This window comes from Microvirga pakistanensis (assembly GCF_004458765.1).
In the GTDB taxonomy this organism is placed as follows: domain Bacteria; phylum Pseudomonadota; class Alphaproteobacteria; order Rhizobiales; family Beijerinckiaceae; genus Microvirga; species Microvirga pakistanensis.
In genome coordinates, this window is the sequence record NZ_SPJX01000288.1 from 1 (window position 1) to 19393 (window position 19393).

Sequence of the window (19393 nt, forward strand, 5' to 3'; positions counted from 1 at the left end):
GGTGCCCACGCTCAGGGGCATGCGCACCGCCTCGGGCACCTCCAGAAGCCGGAACAGCTCGTAGAGGATCGGCACCGCCACGGCCCCGCCGCCAACCCCGAACACCCCCGCTAGAAGTCCCGTCACCGCCCCGGCCGCCAACAGCGCAGCCACAAGCCAAACAAGATCAATAACCGCGATACCGTACATGAGAAAACCAGCGAAGAACGGGGAGGGGACGCTCGTTCCCGGTTAAAGCAAAGCCGCCGACAAGGGAATTCGCCTAAAGGGAAAGGCGTCCTGCCTGTCTGCGGATGTCCGAAAAGTTCTCATCGAGGCAATGCCATCCCGGCGTGATCCGATGGATCAGGCTCTCCGCAACGGGCGTCAGGATTCTGAGCGCTCCACAGGCGGTCTCTCCCGCAAGGATGCCGAGACCCACATCCCGGCCATGCGGATCGGACAGCCCGAGCAGGAGACCGACGGGGGGAGACGGGAATTGACAGCCGCCGACACGATGATGGTCGACAACAAGTGTCGGAGCATGCCGGAAATAGTCGCGAAAAGCCTCCCGGCGGGCGGCCCGCCGTTCCCCATCGGTCTTGCGCCTCGCGCTGGGAGAGGAGGGGAGGCGCAGGACGGGGATGCCGGGGCGCTCGCCGATCAGGATCTCGATGTCGGGTGCGGCTCCAAGGACGAGCAGCAGATCGGGCCGGATGACGTCGATCTCGGCGGCTTTCAATCTCCGTCCGGGACCCGCCACCAGCCCGCTGGTATTGACGATCCTCACCTGTGCATGGGCCCGCGCGGACAGCCGGTGCACGCCTTCGAGAAGCGGCTTCCAGCCGAGAACGGGATCGGTCGTTCCGACAAACGCGAGGGACAGGCCATCCGCGTCGTTCATGGTGACGCAGGCCGGAGGACCCACCATCTTCTGGCCGAGATCGGTGTCGATCAGGGCTGGTTTCAGGCCTGTCCCCGTCGCCGCCGCGACAAGGAAACGGGCCAAGGTGCTCTTGCCGCTGTCCGCCGGGCCGATCACGCCAACGGTTCGGGACCCGTCGCGTCCGATCCGGCGGGCTGCCTCGTTCCATTCTGGAGGCACATGCGGCTTCGGCAGCGGCTCCATGGATCGATGCCTCTCTTTTGATAAGAGCATCGCCTGTTGCGGAAAACCGGATCCACTTTTCGGCACGATGCTCTAGCCGAGAAAACGATTGGTCGCGCGCTCGACCATCTCGGGCGGGACGACATGGCCCCCGTCGAATTCGTGATACTCCACGTCGTAACCCGCGTTCTGCAGGGCAGGCACGATGCGGCGGCTGCAGGGTCCGATGGGCAGCACCTCGTCGCGCATGCCGTGCGAAATGAAGATCCTGGGCGCGTCTTCGGTCGCGGTCGGCGCCATGAAGCCGGGTGAGAAGGCCAAAAGATGCTTGAAGAGCTCGCCGTTGATGACGCCGAGGGAGAGCGCATAGGAGGCTCCGTCCGAGAAGCCCGAGACGGCAACATGCGCAGGATCGACCGGATGCATCCGGAAGACCCGTCGAAGCGCTTCGTCGATGAAGGTCACGTCCGGCCCGTAGCCGCCACGGATCACATCCCAGGTGGGACCGCGCGACTCGGGCGCGAGAACGATGATACCCCGCGCTTCCGCAAAGGGGGCGAGCAGGGCCAGCATCTGCGAGGCGATGCCGCCGGCGCCGTGAAGGCCCACGATCAGCGGCGCGGGCTTGGCCGGGTCGAGCCCCGGCGGAATGAGCACGATTCCGTCTCGCCCCTTGCCAAGGTCGAGCGCATGACGTCCCGGCGGCGTGCCGGCCGGGGCCGCGATCGTCTCAGGCCGGGCGCTGAGACGACCTGACGTGTGGGCTGACGAAGGGATGGCCATGCTGCGCGATCCTTTTGAGTGCGCGCCAACGCCGGGCGGCTGCGGATGTTCCCGCAGCCCCAGCGCCGGAACAACGCCGGGATCCGGGCGTTGAGGGCCTCTCACCCGATGGATCTCTTTCGATGTCTCTCATGGACTATACCGGCTACGCGGCCGCGCTCTGCACGACCTCCGCCTATATCCCGCAGGTGATCCGGGTCTGGCGCACGCGCTCCACCAAGGACATTTCGCTCAAGATGTTTCTGGTGCTCGTCACAGGGCTTGCCCTCTGGCTCACCTATGGCTTCTGGAAGGGGGAGATCCCGCTGATCGCCGCCAACGGGGTGACGCTCGCGCTGGCGAGCACCATTCTCTATTTCAAGCTCAAGCACGGGTGAGGCATGATCAAAGCGGTAATCTTCGACGTGGACGGAACCCTCGTCGACACGGTCGATCTTCATGCCGCGGCCTGGGTGGAGACCCTGAAGCATTTCGGTTTCGAGGTCGCGTTCAGCGACATGCGCGCGCAGATCGGAAAGGGCGGCGACCAGATCCTGCACGGCCTGCTCCCGCCGGATCTCCTCGAACAGCGCAGGGACGAGATCGAGGCCTTCCGGGCGGATCTCTTCGAGCGTGAATACTTGCCGAAGGCCCGCGCGTTTCCGAGTGTGCGCGCATTGTTCGAGCACATCCGCACCGCGGGCCAACGCGCGGTTCTCGCCTCCTCCGGCAAGGAAGACGAGGTGGAGGGCTACAAGAAGATCGCGAACATCGCCGACCTCGTCGAAGCCGCCACGTCGTCCGACGATGCGGAGCGTTCGAAGCCCTTCCCCGACATTTTTCAGGCGGCCCTGGAGAAGCTGTCGCCGCTCTCCGCCGACGAGGCGGTGGTGGTCGGCGATACGCCCTATGACGCGGAGGCCGCGCGCCATGCGGGTCTCAGGACGGTGGGCGTGCTCAGCGGCGGCTTCTCCGAGCAGGCGCTGCGCGAAGCAGGCTGCATCGCGGTTTATCGCGATCCGGAGGATCTTTTGAGGAATTACGGCAGCTCGCCTCTTGCAGCGTCGTAGACCCCCCGCCGGATCGCTCCGGCGGGGATCGGCCCGCTACGCGGCGCTGCTTTCCACGCGCAGATTGTTCTGCACGTGCCGCACGCCCGAGGCGAGTTCGGCGAGGTCCTCGGCGCGGCGCTTGAGGCCGCGGCTCGCCACCGTGCCGGAGAGCGTCACCTCGCCGTCCTTGACCGTCACCTCCACGTTCGAGGCATCGATGAAGCGGTCTTCCGTCAGGCGCTCGCACACGTCCTCATGAATGCGCTCGTCGGAGCGCGTGTAGCCTTTCGGGCCGCGTCCGCGATGGGGGCCGGACAGGTCGCGGTCCCTGTCGCGCCCGCCGCGCAGATCGGGATCGTTCGGGTCGCGGTCTCCGAGCGCCCCTAGTCCCGAGCGGTGCCGGGCATAGGCGGGCGCGAAACCTTCATCGTCGCGAGGGCCGCCGCGGCCGTCGTCGATGACGCCGCCGGAGAACTCGTTGGCATCGCTGCCGTAGCCGCCCGGATATTCCCGGCCCTCGCCCCGGAAGCCGACGGCGCCGCCCGGCACGTCGCCATAGCCGTTGTCGTCGTTGTACGGGTTCCGATTCCTGCGGCGGGTGTCTACCATGGCTTGAGCTCCTGTTCTGTGCCAAGAGCAACAACCCGATCTCGCCCAGGTTCCCGTCCCATGAAGGCCGCGCAACGTGTCAAGCTGTTCGAGACGATCTATGCCCGCGACGGCGGGCATTGCGTCTATTGCGGCGTGAAAACGCACCGCTTGGCCAAAGGGCTGAGCCGCTCGCCCGGCTTGGCGACTCTCGATCATGTGGTGCCCCGCTCCCAAGGCGGGCCGCTGAATTCCGCCAATCTCGTGCTTGCCTGCCAAGCCTGCAACAACCAGCGGGGCGTGATGGATGCGCAGGCGTTCCGCGCTCTCAAGAAGGTCGGGCCGTCATCCTGATTGTGGAACGCTCGCTCCCGGCCAGCGTTCGGCAGGCAGAGAGCGGATCTGGAGAAGGAGTGCGCCATGAATCTCGAAGACAAAGTGCGCGAGGCGATCATCGCCGAATTGCGACGGCAGGCGGAAGCCGGTCAGCAGGGTCTGCGGGTGGATGCTAAGGAAGCCGAGATGATGACGATCGAAGGACGCGTGAACCTCGACGAACTGGCGATGGCGATCGTCGGCTCCCTGGCCGGCGGGCCTTGATCCTATCACGCGTAAAGGCGGACCCTGGCGCGCATCGCACCGAGCCCGAGAGCGGAATGCAAGCCCCGGTCCGATGCTCTAAGCGCGCACACGGGCGCCCGCCGCGGCCGCGGCCGCAGCCTTGCGCGGATCCAGCCTAATCACAGTCAGCCGGGTTGCCTGGCGTCGCGCCTGGGCGAGCTGTGCGAGCGCATGCTCCATGTCCCGCATGCCGGCCGCCCAGCGGTCCTGGAGCGAGGCGGGCGAGTAATCGAAGGTCTTTCCTGCGCGCTCGTCGCTGCCGGACTGATAGGCAAGATGCAGGAGAGTGACGGATGATCCATCCGGGTCGATCCGCTCGTGAAGCGCGTATTCCCGCTGCAGGGCCCGGATGCTGCGCCGGGTGGCGCTGGCGAAAATCAGGTCGTTGGCGCGCTCGGCGCTCGCACCGAGCGAGACCGGACGCGAGGCCGTCAGGCTGAAGAGCTCGACCGCGATGCAGAGCATGTCTTCCGGAGGCGGTGTTTCCAGCACGACATCCAGCGGCAGGTTGTTGGTGAAGCCCGGATCGCACAGAAGGCGTCCGCCGATTTCGACCGGCGGGAAGACGGGCGTGATGGCGGATGTCGCCAGGAGGTGCTCGGGCGCAACCTCCCCCTGCGCGGTATCGAAGACAACCTCGTCGCCCGTTTCCAAATCGACGCAGACGGCGGTGAAGCGGATGTCGCCCCGGTTCAACCGTCCGAAATCGATAAGCCGCTCCAGGGTGTCCCGCAGCGGCCTGTGATCGTAGAGCGCCACGTCGCTCGGCATCCAGGGCAGCATGGAGAGCAGGCCCGGGAAGCGATGCCCGAAAAGGCCTGGACGCCCGAGCAGGAGGGCGAGCGCCGTGTGGGCCTCGTTGTAGGCGTGCCGGATCGACGAGCCGCGGTTGGGCGCGAAGCCGGAATGAATCTTCGCCTGCTCCCAGAACTCCCTGAGGCGCGGCACCCGGTTCTCCGGGGCGTTGCCGGCGATGATCGCCCCCGTGATCGCTCCGATGGAGGCGCCGGCGATCCAGCGCGGCTCGATCCCCCGCTGCTGCAGATGCTCATAGGTTCCGGCGAGATAGGAGCCGAGGGCATTGCCGCCGCCGAGAACCAGCACGACCGGCCGATTCTGTTCCGGGAGAGACGAGAGGGGCATCATCACCGCCTTGATGGGAGATGGCGGGGAACGCAGGTTTTCTTCCGTTGGTTCCGATGCGCCCTCAGGTGGGAAGCGACGCTTTCGGCGGCAGCGGGAACAGGCGCACGAAGCGTTCCGCCAGGGTCCTGTCGCCTTCCAGCTTGAGCGCGCCTGCGCCCTCCAGCGCCTCCAGTGGCTGGCCGCCATAGATGGCGCCCGCCAGCACGGGCGGCGTTCCGGTGAAGATCAGGCTCGCGTCGTCCACCGGCCCGCGCGCGATGTCGATCCGGCCGCCGGCCAGATGCGCCAGGAAGGTTTCGGTGTCGCTCAGGCGAAAGCCGATCCTCGCCTCGAGACCCTCGGCCCGCGTCACGTCCAGCATCGTCCGCAGCGACAAGAGGAACGATGCGGCGCTGAACGGCAGGGTCGGGTCGTGCAGGGGCGAGCGGGCCGCCCAGCGGCCGAGGGCCTGGAAAATGGGCTCGCTCTCATAGCCCCACGCGGTCAGCTCGTAGACCTGGACGGCGGCAGGCGGCGGCAGCCTGCGGCGCATGAGAACGCCCGCGCCCTCCAGGCTTTCGAGGCGCTGGGTGAGAACGTTGGCGCTGATCCCCGGCAGGCTCTCGCGCAGGTCGCTGAAGCGCTTGGGCCCCAGCATGAGCTCGCGCATCACCAGAAGCGCCCAGCGCTCACCCACGAGGTCGAGCGCATGAGCGGCCGCGCAGGCGTCCTCGTAGTGGCGACGGGACCGGGTTTCCGTCTTCTTAGTTATTTTTTCTAACTTCATGGTTGCTATTTATAACTTTATCTGGAATCAATGTCAAAACCAGAAAGGGAGGAAGCCATGTCCAAGCTCATTTTCGTGAACCTGCCGGTTGCCGATCTCGGCCGCGCCGACGCGTTCTACGAGGCCGTCGGGGCGGTCAAGAATCCGCAGTTCAGCGACCACACCGCCACCTGCATGGTCATCTCCGAGACCATTCACGTGATGCTGCTGACCCACGACAAGTTCCGTCAGTTCACGCCCAAGAGGATCGCCGATGCGCGTGAGACGACCGAGGTTCTGATCTGCCTTTCGGCCGGGAGCCGCGAGGAAGTCGACGCCACGGTGGCGAAGGCCGCTGGTGCCGGCGGGCGCGCCGATCCCGGCCCGAAGCAGGATTACGGCTTCATGTATGGCCGCAGTTTCGAGGATCCGGACGGCCATATCTGGGAAGTGATGTGGATGGACGTGGAGGCGGCGGGAGCCGCCATGGCCGACACGGCGAATGCCTGATCGTCGATCGTCCGAGGCAAAGGCCGAGGGGCCAAAGAGAGCTCGTGAAACAGAGGGAGAGAAGACGATGCGTGTGATGGTACTGGTGAAGGCGACGAAGGACAGCGAAGCGGGCCTCATGCCCTCGACCGAGCTCTTCGAAGCCATGGGCAAGTACAACGAGGAGCTGGTCAAGGCCGGCATCATGCTGGCCGGCGAGGGCCTGAAGCCGTCGTCCCAGGGCAAGCGCGTGGCCTTCGACGGCCCCAATCGCACGGTCATCGACGGGCCGTTCGCCCAGACCAGCGAGCTGGTGGCCGGCTTCTGGCTCTGGCAGGTCAAGGACATGGCCGAGGCGATGGAGTGGGCGAAGCGCTGCCCCAACCCGATGCCGGGCCCCAGCGAGATCGAGATCCGCCCGATCTACGAGATGGCCGATTTCGGCGATGCCCTGACGCCCGAAATCGCCGCACAGGAAGAGCGGCTGCGCGAACAATTGTCCGGCCGCTGAGACCCGGCGGGTTGCCGCGAAGGCCGGCCGATGTCGAGCATAACCGGAGATCAGATCAGGAAGGAGAGCGCCATGAGCTATGTCGATGGATTCATCATTCCCGTGCCCGTGTCCAACCGTGAGGCCTATCGCAAGCTCGCTGCGCAGGCCGCGCCGATCTTCAAGGAACATGGAGCGCTCCGCGTCGTCGAATGCTGGGGCGACGACATCCAGGATGGAGACGTCACCGAATTCAAGAAGGCGGTGAAGGCGGAGGAAGCGGAGAATGTCGTCTTCTCCTGGATCGTCTGGCCCTCCAAGGAAGCGCGCGACGCGGGCAACAGGAAGGTCATGGAAGATCCGCGCCTGGCTATGAACGACATGCCCTTCGATGCCAAGCGCATGTTCTGGGGCGGCTTCCGGATTCTTCTCGATACGGAGGAAGAGTGATGTCCAAGATCGCACCATGCCTGTGGTTCGACGGCAAGGCCGAGGAGGCCGCGAACTTCTACGTGTCGCTGCTGCCCGACTCGCGCATCGACGCCGTTCTGCCCTACACGGTCGAGACGCCCGGCGGAAAGCCGGGCGACGTGATGCTGGTGGAGTTCACGCTGGCGGGCCTGCGCTACATGGCGCTGAACGGCGGGCCGTATTTCCAGTTCACGCCGGCGGTTTCGTTCTTCGTGAGTTGCTCCGACCAACAGGAGGTCGACCGGCTGTGGGATGCCCTGTCGGTGGGCGGAACGCCGATGGAATGCGGCTGGATCACCGATCGCTATGGCGTCTCCTGGCAGATCGTGCCTGAGGCGATGATCCGCATGATCAAGGACGAGGATCCCGCAAAAGTTCGCCGGGTGACCGAGGCGATGCTGACGATGGTCAAACTCGATGTCGAGGCACTTGAGGCGGCCTATCACGGTAGATCGGCGGCTTGATGCAAGTCGAAAGCACCTTCGGCCGTGGGCCGATGGCTACTTCTTCGCACTCACCTTCTGGTGCTCTTCGAGGTAGCTGCGCAATGATTGTCCTGCGCCCTCGATATGCTTCTTCAGGAGCGTGCAGGCCGCATCGATCTTGCCTTGCGTGCACAATTTGAGAATCTCGGCGTGCTCCGCGGCGGCGCGCTCCATGCCCTGGGTCAGCGAGAGCTGGAGGCGCGTGTGCCGGTCGCTCTCCTGCAGAAGGTTGGCAATGATGGCGAGCGAACGCGGCTGCTTGGCGTGCTGATAGAGCACCATGTGGAACTCCGTGTTCAGCTCGCCCCAGCGGCTAATATGCATGGCACGCAGCTCCGAGCTATATTCCTGCAGGATCTCGTTCAGCCGGCCGTAATCCGCTTCGGTCAGGCGAGGCGCCGAGGCCTTGAGCAGGCGCGGCTCGAGCAGGGCCCTCAGGTCGAACAGCTCGTCGATCTCCTCGGTGGACAATTCCGACACGATGGCGCCGCGATGCGGGTGGATCTTCACCAGTCCTTCCGCTTCGAGCTGCATCAGGGCTTCGCGGACCGGAATGCGGCTGACCCCGAATTCCGCCGCCAAGGCGTCCTGGCGGAGCTGGAAGCCCGAGCTGAACTCACCGTCCACGATCCTGCGCCGCAACTCCTCCGCGACGGCCGAGGAGATGGTCCTGTGCTGGAGGGATTTCTGGGCGGGTCTGGACGGCGGCATGGGGTCTATGGTCTCGGTTGGTGAGGAATCGTATCTTATAACTCTGACGCCGCACGGCTAGAGACGCGGCTTGACATCGGCGATTTTATACAATCTACATTGGGCGAGTTCAACGCCTCATCGCAGGAGCTAAGAGCACAATGGCGAAGAAAATCGGCTGGGAAGGCGTCTTTCCCGCAGTGACCACCCAGTTCAAGCCGAATTACGAGCTGGATATCGAGGCCACCGCCAAGGTCATGGAAGGCCTGATCCGCGACGGCGTCTCCGGATTGATCGTCTGCGGCACCGTCGGCGAAAACACCTCCCTGTCCCGCTCCGAGAAGGTCGCCGTCATGGAGGCCGCGAAGGATGTTTCCCGCGGTCGCGTTCCCGTCATCGCCGGCGTCGCCGAGTTCACGACGGCCTTCGCGTCCGAGGTCGCCAGGGAGGCCGCGCGCGTGGGCCTCGACGGCGTGATGGTCATGCCGGCGCTCGTCTATTCCTCGAAGCCGCACGAGACGGCCGCGCATTTCCGCGGCGTCTCCAAGGCCACCGACCTGCCGGTGATGGTCTACAACAATCCGCCGATCTACAAGAACGACGTGACGCCCGAGATCCTCGCTTCCCTCGCCGATTGCGAGACCATCGTCTGCTTCAAGGATTCGTCCGGCGACACCCGCCGGTTCACGGATGTGAAGAACATGGTGGGTGATCGCTTCGTGATGTTCGCCGGTCTCGACGACGTGGTGGTCGAGAGCGTGATGCTCGGCGCCGCCGGCTGGATTTCGGGCATGTCGAACGCGTTCCCGCAGGAGGGCGAGACCCTGTTCCGCCTCGCCAAGGCCGGCCGCTACGAGGAGGCCCGCGCGCTCTACGAATGGTTCATGCCGCTCCTCCATCTCGATGCCCGCCCCGATCTCGTCCAGTGCATCAAGCTCTGTGAGGAGATCATGGGCCGCGGCTCCGCGCTGACTCGTCCGCCCCGTCTTCCCCTGGAAGGCAAGGATCGCGCCTATGTCGAGGAGATCATGGACAAGGCGCTGAAAAACCGCCCGGCGCTTCCGGATGTGGGATTGAGGCCGGCAGCCTGATAAGATGACGACGGGGGAGATACGGTCTCCCCCGCTTCTTTCATAACCATTCACGACCCGAGTTCGACCCCAAGAGCAAAGCCATGGCGCGTCACACCTTTTTCTGCATCGACGGTCACACCTGCGGCAATCCGGTCCGCGTGGTGGGCGGCGGCAGCATTCCCCAGCTCAGAGGGGAGACGATGTTCGAAAGGCGCCAGCATTTCCTGGCGGAATTCGACTGGATCCGCACGGGCCTGATGTTCGAGCCGCGCGGGCACGACATGATGTCCGGCTCGATCCTCTATCCGCCGACACGCCCCGATTGCGACGTGGGCATTCTCTTCATCGAGACCTCCGGCTGCCTGCCCATGTGCGGCCACGGCACCATCGGGACGGTGACGATCGCCCTCGAGAACGGCCTGATTCACCCGAAGACTCCGGGGCTTCTGCGTCTCGACACGCCGGCGGGCGTGGTCGAGGCCCGCTACGAGCAGAACGGGCCCTTCATCGAGCGCGTGCGCATCACCAACATCCCGTCCTTCCTCTATGACACCGGCTACGAGGTGGAGGTCGAAGGCCTCGGGCATCTCACGGTCGACGTGGCCTATGGCGGCAATTTCTACGCCATCGTCGAGCCACAGGCGCTCTATTCGGATCTCGCGGACGTCAACCCGTCCGACATCCTGCGCTGGAGCCCGAAGCTGCGCGAAGCCTTCAATGCGCGTTACCGGATCGCGCATCCCGAGAACCCCGACATCAACCGTCTGACGCATGTTCTGTGGACCGGCAAGGCCCGGACGCCCGGCGGCACGGCGCGCAACGCCGTGTTCTACGGCGACAAGGCCATCGACCGCTCGCCCTGCGGGACGGGAACCTCCGCCCGCATGGCGCATCTTGCCGCGCGCGGCGCCTTGAAGGAGGGCGACGCCTTCGTGCACGAGAGCATCATCGGCTCTACCTTCACCGGCCGCATCGAGGGCCGCGCGAAGGTGGGCGACCGCGACGCGATCATTCCCTCCATCGAGGGATGGGCGCGGGTGACCGGGTTCAACACCATCTTCATCGACGACCGCGATCCGTTCGCCAATGGATTCCAGGTTGTCGATCAAACCCGTTCCGCATAAACCGTCGAACTTGACATGGGCGGCTCGCGGGCGGGCCGCCCATGTCCGTGATCTTCTCCCACAACAGGTTTCATGATGCGGATTGCAATTGTTGGTGCCGGGATCGTCGGTCTCACGGCCGCCCATGCGCTTCTCGACAAGGGCCACCAGGTCACGCTCGTCGATCCCGGCAACCATCAGCAGCGACCCACGGAAGGCAATGCGGGCTGGATCGCCCATATGGACGTGATGCCGCTGGCCTCCCCGAAGGCGTGGCGAAATCTGCCCCGCTGGATGATGGATCCCCTCGGGCCGCTCACCATCAGGCCGTCCTATCTCCCGGCCCTGACGCCCTGGCTGGTGCGGTTCGTGCTGGCCTCGTCGCCGGCGCGCATCAAGTCCAGCATCGCGGCCATCCGCTCGCTCAACGCACAGGCTCTTCCATCCTGGAAGGAGCGTCTCTCCTCGCTCGGGTTGGAGAGCCATCTGCGCGAGAAGGGAATCCTGTCCGTCTGGCGGGACCGCAATCATTTCGTCAAGGCGCAGGATATCATCGAGAGACAGAAGAGCTTCGGCATTCCCCTCGAGGTTCTCGGGCCGCGTGAACTCGCCGATCTGGAGCCTGCGCTCCGCAACATCGAGGCGGCCGTTCTCTATCCGGACGGCTGCCATGTCTCGGATCCCGCGCTCCTCGCCTCCGATCTGCTGCGGCTCGCCGTCGAGCGCGGCGCCGTGCGGGTCGAGGGCAAGGCCCTCTCCGTCGAGGCGTCGAGCGATGCCGTCCGCGTTCACACGGATGGCGCCGTGAAGATCGTGGCGGCCGACCGCGTCCTGATCTCCGCCGGCGTGTGGTCCCGCGCGCTCGCCAGGCAGCTCGGCGACGCCATCCCGCTCGATACCGAGCGCGGCTACAACGCCACCTACGCGAAGGGCGCTTTCGGCCTCGGCCGTCCGGTGATGTTCGAGGGCGAGGGATTTGTCGCCTCGACGCTCGACACCGGCGACCGGGTCGGCGGCGCCGTGGAGTTCGCCGGGACGCAGGCGCCGCCCAATCATGAGCGCACCTCCGCCATGATCACGCGCCTCAAGCGCTTCCTGCCGCACCTCGATGCGGACCAGCCGGCCAGGCGCTGGATGGGTTTCAGGCCCTCGATCCCGGATTCGCTTCCCGTGATCGGACAGGCGTCGCGGGACAGGCGCGTGGTCTATGCCTTCGGCCATGGCCATCACGGGCTCACGCAGGCGGCCATCACGTCGCGCCTGGTGGCCGAGCTGATGGAGGGAACGTCCGCCTCCCTCGACCTGAAGCCGTTCTCGGCACAGCGCTTTTGATCGTGATGGTCAAGATGAAGCGAACGCGGATGCTCCATTCTTGGACGTGCGCATCGTTCGACGTGGCCTGTGGGTCGCTGACGCAGCCCTCTGGGTCCGCACGATGCGCCAGAGCATCCGAGCCGATCGCGCATGTGCTTCCTCGTGCTGTTGAAGCATACCGAAGGCCTTGTCAGTCCTGGAGGGCCGCTTGACCAATCTCTACCCAAAAGCGCTCAGACGTTGGGCGAAGTGAAACAAATTTCATATTGCAAATTGTATCCAATATGCGGATGGTGCGTTTGCTGATCTCAGGCGGGATTGCCGGGCTCGGACATGAATCAAACAGAGGACCAACGATGAAACTGAGGACAACAGCGGCCGCCCTTCTTATCGGCATGATCGCCGCCATGCCGGCCAAAGCGGACAAGCTCGACGATATCATCGCCTCCGGCACGCTGCGCTGCGCCGTGACGCTCGACTTCCCGCCCATGGGATCGCGTGACGAAAAGAACCAGCCCATCGGCTTCGATGTGGACACCTGCAACGATCTCGCGAAGGCGCTCGGCGTCAAGGCCGAGATCGTCGAAACGCCGTTCCCGGATCGCATCCCGGCCCTCGTGTCGGACCGCGCCGACGTGGGCGTCGCCTCCACCTCCGATACGCTGGAGCGCGCCAAGACCGTCGGGTTCTCGATTCCCTATTTCGCCTTCAAGATGGTCATCCTGACCCGTGAAGACACGGGAATCAGCACCTATGAAAGCCTGAAGGGCAAGAAGACCGGCTCGACCTCCGGCACCTTCGAGGCGATCGCGCTCGAGAAGGACGTGAAGGCGTGGGGTGGCGGTTCGTTCCGTCCCTACCAGACCCAGGCCGACGTGTTCCTCGCGCTCTCCCAGGGCCAGATCGACGCGACCGTCGTGACGAACACCGTCGCGCACGCTGTCGTGAAGTCCGGCAAGTACAAGGGCTTCGTGGTGAAGGGCGATGCTCCGTATGTCACGGACTTCGTCTCGCTGATCGGGCTGCGCCAGGAGCAGGGTCTTCTCAACTACCTCAACCTGTTCGTGAACCAGCAGGTCCGCACGGGCCGCTACAAGGAGCTGTTCGAGAAGTGGGTCGGCGGTGAGGCTCCCGACCTGACCGTGAAGGGCGTCTACTACTAAACCGAACGCATCGGGCCGAGGACGGGCATCCGTCCTCGGTCCTTCCCGGCTGTTGCAACATCCGCAGGCACGCCCTCATGCTGAATTACACATTTCACTGGCGTCCGGCCCTGAACGCTTTGCCAGACATGCTGTCTGGCGCCTTGGTGTCGCTCCAGATCGCCGTGCTGTCGATGGTGATCGGCGTTATGTTCGCCGTGTTCCTGGCGCTCGGCCGCCAGTCGAGCAACAAGCTGTTTTACGGCGTCTCCACCGCCTGGGTGGAACTGGCGCGCAACACGCCGGCCCTGTTCCAGGTGTACATGACGTATTTCGGCCTGGGCTCCTTCGGGATCCAGCTCGATTCCTACGTGGCGCTTCTCGCGGGCATCGCTTTCAACAATGCCGGCTATCTCGCCGAGACCTTCCGCGGCGGCTTGCGCGCCATTCCGCATACGCAGACGCGCGCCGCCCGCTCGCTCGGCATGAGCGCGCCGCAGGCCTTTCGCCTCATCGTCCTGCCGCAGATGTTCAGGATCGTGTTCTACCCCATGTCCAACCAGATGGTCTGGGCGCTCCTGATGACGTCGCTCGGCGTCACGGTGGGCCTCAACACGGATCTCACCGGCGTGACGCAGGATCTGAACGTGCGCACGTTCCGCACCTTCGAGTATTTCGCCCTCGCGGCCGTCATCTACTATCTGCTGGCCAAGTTCATCACCCTCTCGTCGCGCCTCTTCGCCTGGCGCCTGTTCCGGTACTGAGGAGACGGCGATGTTCGAGACAAGTCTCACCTGGAACGACGTCCTGTTCCTGCTTCAGGGCGCTGGAACGACGCTTTCCATCACCTTCTGGGCCGTGCTCGGCGGCACCGCCTTGGGCATGCTCTTCGGCCTCATCCGCGCCTCCGCGCCGTGGTGGCTCAACCTCCCGGTCGGGTTCGTGCTGGATATCCTCCGCTCGGTCCCGCTCCTGATCCAGTTCGTGCTCGCGAACTCGTTCAAGTCCATCCTCAAGCTGAACGTGTCGGCCTTCACGGTGGGCTGCGTGGTGCTTGCCCTCTACACGGCCGCCTATTGCGCGGAGATCGTGCGCGGCGGCATCCTGGCCGTTCCGCCCACCACGCGCCGGGCCGCCCGTTCGCTCGGCATGACCTACACTCAGGACCTGACGAACATCGTCTTTCCGATCGCGCTGCGTGTCGCGCTCCCGAGCTGGATCGGCCTCACGCTCGGCGTCATGAAGGATACGGCGCTCGTTCTCTGGATCGGCATCGTCGAGCTGCTGCGGTCGTCCCAGATCATCGTGACCCGCATCCAGGAGCCGCTCTTCGTTCTCTCGATTGCCGGTCTGATCTACTTCCTCATGAGCTTCCCGATCGCACGGCTCGGGGCGCGGCTCGAAAAGCGGTGGCGTGAAAATGATTGAGTTGAAAGACGTTCGGAAGTCATTCGGCAGCCTCGAGGTGCTCAAGGGCGTCAGCCTCACGGTTCAGAAGGGCGAAGTGCTTTCCGTCATCGGCGGCTCGGGCTCGGGCAAGTCCACGATGCTCATGTGCATCAACGGCCTCGAGCCGATCCAGGGTGGGCAGATCCTGGTCGACGGCACCGATGTCCACGCGCGCGGCACCGACCTCAACAAACTGCGCCAGAAGATCGGCATCGTGTTCCAGCAGTGGAACGCCTTTCCGCATCTCACCGTGCTTGAAAACGTGATGCTCGCGCCGCGCAAGGTTCTGGGCAAGAGCAAGCGGGAGGCCGAGGAGATCGCCGTCAGGCAGCTCACCCATGTGGGCCTGGGCGAGAAGCTGAAGGTCTATCCCTCCAAGCTCTCCGGCGGTCAGCAGCAGCGCATGGCCATCGCGCGCGCGCTCGCCATGCAGCCGGACTACATGCTCTTCGACGAGGTGACGTCCGCGCTCGATCCGCAGCTCGTCGGCGAGGTTCTGGATACACTGAAGATGCTCTCGGAAGAGGGCATGACCATGATCCTCGTCACCCACGAGATCCGTTTCGCACGGGACGTCTCCGACCGGGTGGCCTTCTTCCACAAGGGGTTGATCCACGAGATCGGCACGCCGGAGCAGGTGATCGGCAACCCGCAGAAGCCCGAGACCATCGAGTTCCTGAAATCCGTTCTCTGACGGTGCAGGTTTCGACCTCGCGAGAAACCACGTAAGACAGCCCTGGCCCGGAGATCTCCTCAATGCGCACGTCGAAAGTCGTTCATGTGGTCAGCTGCCACGCGGAAGGAGAGGTCGGCGACGTGATCGTCGGCGGCGTCGCGCCGCCTCCGGGCGACACGATCTGGGAGCAGTCCCGGTTCATCGCCGGGGACGAGACCCTGCGCAACTTCGTGCTGAACGAACCGCGCGGCGGCGTCTTCCGGCACGTGAATCTTCTCGTGCCGCCGAAGAATCCGCGGGCACAGATGGGCTGGATCATCATGGAGCCCGCCGATACCCCGCCCATGTCGGGCTCCAACTCCATCTGTGTGTCCACCGTCCTGCTCGACACCGGCATCATCCCGATGCAGGAGCCGCAAACCCGACTCACCCTCGAAGCACCGGGCGGTCTCGTCGAAGTCACGGCCGCCTGCCGCGCGGGCAAGGCGGAGCGGATCACCGTGCGCAACGTGCCGTCCTTCGCCGACAAGCTCGATGTGAAACTCGAGGTCGAGGGCGTGGGCACGCTCACCGTGGACACCGCCTATGGCGGCGACAGCTTCGTGATCGCGGACGCGACGGCGCTCGGCTTCGCGATCCGTCCGGACGAGGCGAAGGATCTGGCGGAGATCGGCATCAGGATCACCCGCGCGGCCAACGAGCAGATCGGCTTCAGGCATCCCGAGCTTCCGGGATGGGACCACATTTCCTTCTGCCAGATCGCCGCGCCGCTCGTCGACCGGGACGGCGTTCCGCACGGCGCCAACGCCGTCGTGGTGCGCCCCGGCAAGATCGACCGTTCGCCGACCGGGACGGGGTGCTCGGCCCGCATGGCGGTGCTCCATGCGCGCGGCATCCTGAAGGTCGGCGACAGCTTCGTGGGCCGCTCGATCATCGATTCCGAGTTCATCTGCCGGATCGAGGACGAGGTGACGGTGGGCGGCAGGCCCGGCATCATCCCGTCCATCTCCGGACGCGCCTGGATCACCGGCACCCATCAGCACATGCTCGATCCCGGCGATCCGTGGCCGGATGGCTACCGGCTGTCGGACACCTGGCCGCAGATCTAGACCTGACGAGACCGCTTCTCTGAAAGCATCGGACACGAACGGACCTGAACGAATGAGTGAAGAAGTCACCCTCTCGCTGGACGAGGTCCGGCGCATCAGCATCGCGGTTCTCAAGGCCGGCGGTCTCTCGGACGAACATGCGCAGGCCATCGCGGGCGTCGTCTATGCGGGCCAGCGCGACGAGTGCCATTCCCACGGCATGTACCGGCTTCTCGGCTGCGTGCGTTCCGTGAAGGAGGGCAAGGTCGACCCGAACGCGGTGCCGGACGTGGTGGACCACGCGCCCGCCATCGTGCGCGTCGACGCCCGTTTCGGCTTCTCCCCGCTCGCCTTCGAGCGCGGCAAGCCGCTGCTCGTCGAGAAGGCCCGCCGGACGGGCCTCGCCGCCATGGCCATCAACAACTGCTATCACTTCTCCGCGCTCTGGCCGGAGGTGGAGGCGATCAGCGCGGACGGCCTCGTGGCGCTCGCGATGACCCCGAGCCACAGCTGGGTTGCGCCTGCGGGCGGCACGAAGCCCGTGTTCGGCACGAACCCGATCGCCTTCGCCTGGCCGCGTCCGGACGGGCCGCCCTTCGTGTTCGACTTCGCCACCAGCGCCATCGCGCGGGGCGAGATCGAGCTGCACCGCCGTGCGGGCAAGCCCATTCCCACCGGCTGGGCCATCGACCGCGACGGTAATCCCACCAACGATCCGGCGGCCGCGATGGCCGGCGCCATGCTGACCTTCGGCGGCCACAAGGGCTCGGCCCTCTCGGCCATGATCGAGCTGATGGCGGGCCCTCTGATCGGCGATATGACCAGCGCGGAATCCATGGCCTTCGATGAAGGCGTCGGCGCCGCTCCCTGCCATGGCGAGCTGATCCTCGCCTTCGATCCGAAGGTGTTCCTCGGCGCCGATGCCGCGCAGCACGTGGCCCGCGCCGAGACGATGTTCGAGTCGATCGTCGGTCAGGGCGCGCGCCTGCCGTCGCAACGCCGCTACGAAGCCCGCGAACGCAGCAAGGCCAACGGCGTGCGCATTCCCAAGGCGCTCTACGACGACCTGCAGGCGCTCCTGCCGCGCCGATGAAAGGAACCGTCATGAACGAGGCCGTTTTCTCCGGTGCCGCCTTCGTTCATGGCGTGGCGGCGGGCGAGATCGTCGCCAGCGACGTGGAGCTGAGCTTCTGGGGCGGCGTCGATCCCGCGACCGGCGAGGTGATCGACCGTCACCACCCCTTGAGCGGCCAGATCCTCACGGGCAAGATCCTCACGATCCCCGGTGGGCGCGGCTCCTGCTCGGGCAGCGGCGTGATCCTGGAGCTGCTCCTCAACGGCAAGGGCCCCGCCGCCATGGTGGTCGAGCGGGCGGACGACATCCTGACCCTCGGGGTCGTGATCGCCGAGGAGGTTTTCGGAAAAGCGATTCCCGTCGTTACGCTCGACCCGAAGGATTTCCGTGAGGCGATGCGGGCGCGCTACGCCCATATCGACGGCGGTCGCGTCGCGTGCGGTGAACGGCCTGAGAACCTCGCTCTGGGACGGAACGATCACGCCAGCCCCGAGCCGATCGCCTCTCGCATGACGCTGACGGAAGCCGACAAGGCCTTTCTGAACGGCGCGCACGGCAAGGCCGCGCAGGTGGCCATGAAGATCGTCCTGCGCATGGGGGAATTGCAGGGCGCCAGCCGGTTGATCGACGTGACCCAAGCTCATATCGACGGCTGCATCTATACGGGTCCGGGCTCCCTCAGGTTCGCGCAGCAGCTGCGGGATTGGGGCGGCAGGGTCACTGTGCCGACGACGCTCAACTCCATTTCGGTCGATCATCGCCGCTGGCGTGCGCAGGGCGTCGATCCCGCCTTCGGAGAACCGGCGAGCCAGCTCGGCGACGCCTATGTGGACATGGGCGCGCGACCGACCTTCACCTGCGCGCCCTATCTCCTCGACAGCGCTCCCCGAAGGGGCGAGCAGATCGTCTGGGCCGAGTCGAACGCCGTCGTCTACGCCAACAGCGTTCTCGGCGCGCGGACGATGAAATATCCCGATTATCTCGATATCTGCATCGCGCTCACGGGCCGCGCACCACTCGCCGGATGTCATGTCGAGAGCAACCGTCGGGCCGGTCTGCGCATCAACCTGCCGAAGTTGCCGAACCTCGACGACGCGTTCTATCCGCTGCTGGGCTATCACGTGGGCCTGCTGGCCACGAACCGGATTCCCGTCGTCGCGGGGCTGGAGCAGGCCGCGCCCTCGCAGGACGACCTGAAGGCCTTCGGCGCTGCGTTCGCCACTACGTCGAGCGCGCCGATGTTCCACATCGTCGGCGTGACGCCCGAGGCGCCGACGCTCGAGGAGGCCACCGGCGGAGCGGACGTCCCGGCGATCGACATCAGCCTTGAGGACCTGACCCGCAGCTGGGACGAACTCAGCAACGCGCAGGATCCATCCGTCGATCTCGTCTCGCTCGGCAATCCGCACTTCTCCTTCGAGGAATGCGAAAGGCTGGCCGCCCTGTGTCGCGGACGCCGGAAGCATGCGGACGTCACGGTGGTCATCACCTGCGGACGAGCCACCCACGAAAGGGTGCGGGACACGGGCATCGCGGCGGAGCTCGAACGCTTCGGCGTTCAGTTCGTCACCGACACCTGCTGGTGCATGATCGTCGAGCCGGTGATTCCGCCGAACGCCAGGACGATCATGACGAATTCCGGCAAATACGCCCATTACGGCCCTGGCCTCACGGGGCGGCGCTTCCATTTCGGGAGCCTTGCAGCCTGCATCGAGGCGGCCTGTATCGGCGCCGCGAGCCGGCAGCGGCCGCTCTGGCTGCAACCGGCCTGAGCGCGCGAGTTTGCGACGCGGCTGAGGCTCGCGTTCAGCCACGCTAGCCTGCCTCCACTCTTCAAGCCAGCAGAT

24 protein-coding genes and 1 pseudogene are annotated in these 19393 nt (G+C 65.4%); 18 read left to right on the plus strand and 7 right to left on the minus strand.

Annotation, left to right across the window (positions count from 1 at the left end):
* The 3 genes and pseudogenes from E4K09_RS31075 to E4K09_RS15480 form a co-directional block, all read right to left on the minus strand.
* A pseudogene (locus tag E4K09_RS31075) lies at positions 1 to 189 on the minus strand (sulfite exporter TauE/SafE family protein); the annotation flags it as partial.
* Positions 190 to 262: 73 nt separating this feature from the next.
* Positions 263 to 1108, minus strand: coding sequence for a Clp1/GlmU family protein (locus tag E4K09_RS15475; protein WP_166802348.1), 846 nt, complete (start codon positions 1106 to 1108; stop codon positions 263 to 265).
* 72 nt (positions 1109 to 1180) lie between these two features.
* A complete protein-coding gene (locus E4K09_RS15480) occupies positions 1181 to 1870 on the minus strand; it encodes an alpha/beta hydrolase (RefSeq protein ID WP_193557296.1) in 690 nt (229 codons plus the stop codon).
* A gap of 122 nt (positions 1871 to 1992) precedes the next feature.
* Between E4K09_RS15480 and E4K09_RS15485 the strand changes: the two genes are divergently transcribed.
* Both E4K09_RS15485 and E4K09_RS15490 read left to right on the plus strand, forming a co-directional pair.
* On the plus strand, positions 1993 to 2247 hold the full coding sequence (locus tag E4K09_RS15485) for a SemiSWEET transporter (protein ID WP_134498489.1): 255 nt from the start codon (positions 1993 to 1995) through the stop codon (positions 2245 to 2247).
* 3 nt (positions 2248 to 2250) lie between these two features.
* Positions 2251 to 2919 carry an HAD family hydrolase gene (locus tag E4K09_RS15490; protein WP_193557297.1) on the plus strand — a complete coding sequence of 223 codons (669 nt, stop codon included), beginning with the start codon at positions 2251 to 2253 and terminating at the stop codon, positions 2917 to 2919.
* A gap of 36 nt (positions 2920 to 2955) precedes the next feature.
* Here the strand turns inward: E4K09_RS15490 and E4K09_RS30850 are convergent, their stop codons facing one another.
* Complete coding sequence (locus E4K09_RS30850; RefSeq protein ID WP_204985738.1) at positions 2956 to 3510, minus strand: BON domain-containing protein; 555 nt, start codon at positions 3508 to 3510, stop codon at positions 2956 to 2958.
* Between the two features lie 60 nt (positions 3511 to 3570).
* On the opposite strand from E4K09_RS30850, the gene E4K09_RS15500 reads away from it, so the two are divergent.
* Together E4K09_RS15500 and E4K09_RS15505 are read left to right on the plus strand one after the other, a co-directional pair.
* Positions 3571 to 3843, plus strand: a complete 273-nt coding sequence (locus E4K09_RS15500; RefSeq protein ID WP_134498493.1) for an HNH endonuclease — start codon at positions 3571 to 3573, stop codon at positions 3841 to 3843.
* A gap of 66 nt (positions 3844 to 3909) precedes the next feature.
* Positions 3910 to 4089: a hypothetical protein gene (locus E4K09_RS15505; RefSeq protein WP_134498495.1), complete on the plus strand. Its 180-nt coding sequence runs from the start codon at positions 3910 to 3912 to the stop codon at positions 4087 to 4089.
* A gap of 78 nt (positions 4090 to 4167) precedes the next feature.
* Here E4K09_RS15505 and E4K09_RS15510 read toward each other — a convergent pair whose 3' ends face one another.
* Together E4K09_RS15510 and E4K09_RS15515 are read right to left on the minus strand one after the other, a co-directional pair.
* Positions 4168 to 5253: a patatin-like phospholipase family protein gene (locus E4K09_RS15510; protein ID WP_193557298.1), complete on the minus strand. Its 1086-nt coding sequence runs from the start codon at positions 5251 to 5253 to the stop codon at positions 4168 to 4170.
* 64 nt (positions 5254 to 5317) lie between these two features.
* Positions 5318 to 6022, minus strand: coding sequence for a winged helix-turn-helix transcriptional regulator (locus E4K09_RS15515; RefSeq protein ID WP_134498499.1), 705 nt, complete (start codon positions 6020 to 6022; stop codon positions 5318 to 5320).
* 57 nt (positions 6023 to 6079) lie between these two features.
* On the opposite strand from E4K09_RS15515, the gene E4K09_RS15520 reads away from it, so the two are divergent.
* The 4 genes from E4K09_RS15520 to E4K09_RS15535 all read left to right on the plus strand — a co-directional run bounded on the left by E4K09_RS15520 (position 6080) and on the right by E4K09_RS15535 (position 7915).
* Entirely contained in the window at positions 6080 to 6511 is a 432-nt protein-coding gene (locus E4K09_RS15520; protein WP_134498501.1) for a VOC family protein, read from the plus strand.
* 67 nt (positions 6512 to 6578) lie between these two features.
* Complete coding sequence (locus E4K09_RS15525) at positions 6579 to 7001, plus strand: YciI family protein (RefSeq protein ID WP_134498503.1); 423 nt, start codon at positions 6579 to 6581, stop codon at positions 6999 to 7001.
* A 72-nt stretch (positions 7002 to 7073) separates the two neighbouring features.
* On the plus strand, positions 7074 to 7430 hold the full coding sequence (locus tag E4K09_RS15530) for a DUF1428 domain-containing protein (protein ID WP_134498505.1): 357 nt from the start codon (positions 7074 to 7076) through the stop codon (positions 7428 to 7430).
* On the plus strand, positions 7430 to 7915 hold the full coding sequence (locus E4K09_RS15535; protein WP_134498507.1) for a VOC family protein: 486 nt from the start codon (positions 7430 to 7432) through the stop codon (positions 7913 to 7915). Before E4K09_RS15530 ends, E4K09_RS15535 begins: the two co-directional genes overlap by 1 nt.
* Positions 7916 to 7951: 36 nt before the next feature.
* Here E4K09_RS15535 and E4K09_RS15540 read toward each other — a convergent pair whose 3' ends face one another.
* A complete protein-coding gene (locus E4K09_RS15540) occupies positions 7952 to 8647 on the minus strand; it encodes a GntR family transcriptional regulator (protein ID WP_134498509.1) in 696 nt (231 codons plus the stop codon).
* A 140-nt stretch (positions 8648 to 8787) separates the two neighbouring features.
* Here E4K09_RS15540 and E4K09_RS15545 point away from each other — a divergent pair, with 140 nt between their 5' ends.
* From E4K09_RS15545 to lhpI, 10 genes are all read left to right on the plus strand, one after another.
* Complete coding sequence (locus tag E4K09_RS15545) at positions 8788 to 9717, plus strand: dihydrodipicolinate synthase family protein (RefSeq protein WP_134498511.1); 930 nt, start codon at positions 8788 to 8790, stop codon at positions 9715 to 9717.
* A gap of 83 nt (positions 9718 to 9800) precedes the next feature.
* Positions 9801 to 10823: a 4-hydroxyproline epimerase gene (locus E4K09_RS15550; RefSeq protein ID WP_134498513.1), complete on the plus strand. Its 1023-nt coding sequence runs from the start codon at positions 9801 to 9803 to the stop codon at positions 10821 to 10823.
* A gap of 72 nt (positions 10824 to 10895) precedes the next feature.
* Entirely contained in the window at positions 10896 to 12134 is a 1239-nt protein-coding gene (locus tag E4K09_RS15555) for an NAD(P)/FAD-dependent oxidoreductase (RefSeq protein ID WP_244610518.1), read from the plus strand.
* A gap of 338 nt (positions 12135 to 12472) precedes the next feature.
* Positions 12473 to 13279: an ABC transporter substrate-binding protein gene (locus E4K09_RS15560; RefSeq protein WP_134498515.1), complete on the plus strand. Its 807-nt coding sequence runs from the start codon at positions 12473 to 12475 to the stop codon at positions 13277 to 13279.
* 77 nt (positions 13280 to 13356) lie between these two features.
* On the plus strand, positions 13357 to 14022 hold the full coding sequence (locus E4K09_RS15565) for an amino acid ABC transporter permease (RefSeq protein WP_134498517.1): 666 nt from the start codon (positions 13357 to 13359) through the stop codon (positions 14020 to 14022).
* Between the two features lie 10 nt (positions 14023 to 14032).
* Positions 14033 to 14686: an amino acid ABC transporter permease gene (locus E4K09_RS15570; protein WP_134498519.1), complete on the plus strand. Its 654-nt coding sequence runs from the start codon at positions 14033 to 14035 to the stop codon at positions 14684 to 14686.
* The gene (locus E4K09_RS15575) at positions 14679 to 15401 is read left to right on the plus strand and encodes an amino acid ABC transporter ATP-binding protein (RefSeq protein ID WP_134498521.1); all 723 of its coding nucleotides are present in this window, start codon (positions 14679 to 14681) and stop codon (positions 15399 to 15401) included. Before E4K09_RS15570 ends, E4K09_RS15575 begins: the two co-directional genes overlap by 8 nt.
* Before the next feature lie 62 nt (positions 15402 to 15463).
* Entirely contained in the window at positions 15464 to 16492 is a 1029-nt protein-coding gene (locus tag E4K09_RS15580; protein ID WP_134498523.1) for a trans-3-hydroxy-L-proline dehydratase, read from the plus strand.
* A 52-nt stretch (positions 16493 to 16544) separates the two neighbouring features.
* On the plus strand, positions 16545 to 17564 hold the full coding sequence (locus E4K09_RS15585; protein WP_134498525.1) for an Ldh family oxidoreductase: 1020 nt from the start codon (positions 16545 to 16547) through the stop codon (positions 17562 to 17564).
* Positions 17565 to 17575: 11 nt separating this feature from the next.
* Complete coding sequence (gene lhpI, locus E4K09_RS15590; protein ID WP_134498527.1) at positions 17576 to 19318, plus strand: cis-3-hydroxy-L-proline dehydratase; 1743 nt, start codon at positions 17576 to 17578, stop codon at positions 19316 to 19318.
* Positions 19319 to 19393: the final 75 nt, after the last annotated feature.

Coding starts and splice junctions, on each gene's coding strand:
- E4K09_RS15475 (WP_166802348.1), bottom strand. CDS start 1,108: ATGGAGCCGCTGCCGAAGCCGCATGTGCCTCCAGAATGGAACGAGGCA.
- E4K09_RS15480 (WP_193557296.1), bottom strand. CDS start 1,870: ATGGCCATCCCTTCGTCAGCCCACACGTCAGGTCGTCTCAGCGCCCGG.
- E4K09_RS15485 (WP_134498489.1), top strand. CDS start 1,993: ATGTCTCTCATGGACTATACCGGCTACGCGGCCGCGCTCTGCACGACC.
- E4K09_RS15490 (WP_193557297.1), top strand. CDS start 2,251: ATGATCAAAGCGGTAATCTTCGACGTGGACGGAACCCTCGTCGACACG.
- E4K09_RS30850 (WP_204985738.1), bottom strand. CDS start 3,510: ATGGTAGACACCCGCCGCAGGAATCGGAACCCGTACAACGACGACAAC.
- E4K09_RS15500 (WP_134498493.1), top strand. CDS start 3,571: ATGAAGGCCGCGCAACGTGTCAAGCTGTTCGAGACGATCTATGCCCGC.
- E4K09_RS15505 (WP_134498495.1), top strand. CDS start 3,910: ATGAATCTCGAAGACAAAGTGCGCGAGGCGATCATCGCCGAATTGCGA.
- E4K09_RS15510 (WP_193557298.1), bottom strand. CDS start 5,253: ATGCCCCTCTCGTCTCTCCCGGAACAGAATCGGCCGGTCGTGCTGGTT.
- E4K09_RS15515 (WP_134498499.1), bottom strand. CDS start 6,022: ATGAAGTTAGAAAAAATAACTAAGAAGACGGAAACCCGGTCCCGTCGC.
- E4K09_RS15520 (WP_134498501.1), top strand. CDS start 6,080: ATGTCCAAGCTCATTTTCGTGAACCTGCCGGTTGCCGATCTCGGCCGC.
- E4K09_RS15525 (WP_134498503.1), top strand. CDS start 6,579: ATGCGTGTGATGGTACTGGTGAAGGCGACGAAGGACAGCGAAGCGGGC.
- E4K09_RS15530 (WP_134498505.1), top strand. CDS start 7,074: ATGAGCTATGTCGATGGATTCATCATTCCCGTGCCCGTGTCCAACCGT.
- E4K09_RS15535 (WP_134498507.1), top strand. CDS start 7,430: ATGTCCAAGATCGCACCATGCCTGTGGTTCGACGGCAAGGCCGAGGAG.
- E4K09_RS15540 (WP_134498509.1), bottom strand. CDS start 8,647: ATGCCGCCGTCCAGACCCGCCCAGAAATCCCTCCAGCACAGGACCATC.
- E4K09_RS15545 (WP_134498511.1), top strand. CDS start 8,788: ATGGCGAAGAAAATCGGCTGGGAAGGCGTCTTTCCCGCAGTGACCACC.
- E4K09_RS15550 (WP_134498513.1), top strand. CDS start 9,801: ATGGCGCGTCACACCTTTTTCTGCATCGACGGTCACACCTGCGGCAAT.
- E4K09_RS15555 (WP_244610518.1), top strand. CDS start 10,896: ATGATGCGGATTGCAATTGTTGGTGCCGGGATCGTCGGTCTCACGGCC.
- E4K09_RS15560 (WP_134498515.1), top strand. CDS start 12,473: ATGAAACTGAGGACAACAGCGGCCGCCCTTCTTATCGGCATGATCGCC.
- E4K09_RS15565 (WP_134498517.1), top strand. CDS start 13,357: ATGCTGAATTACACATTTCACTGGCGTCCGGCCCTGAACGCTTTGCCA.
- E4K09_RS15570 (WP_134498519.1), top strand. CDS start 14,033: ATGTTCGAGACAAGTCTCACCTGGAACGACGTCCTGTTCCTGCTTCAG.
- E4K09_RS15575 (WP_134498521.1), top strand. CDS start 14,679: ATGATTGAGTTGAAAGACGTTCGGAAGTCATTCGGCAGCCTCGAGGTG.
- E4K09_RS15580 (WP_134498523.1), top strand. CDS start 15,464: ATGCGCACGTCGAAAGTCGTTCATGTGGTCAGCTGCCACGCGGAAGGA.
- E4K09_RS15585 (WP_134498525.1), top strand. CDS start 16,545: ATGAGTGAAGAAGTCACCCTCTCGCTGGACGAGGTCCGGCGCATCAGC.
- lhpI (WP_134498527.1), top strand. CDS start 17,576: ATGAACGAGGCCGTTTTCTCCGGTGCCGCCTTCGTTCATGGCGTGGCG.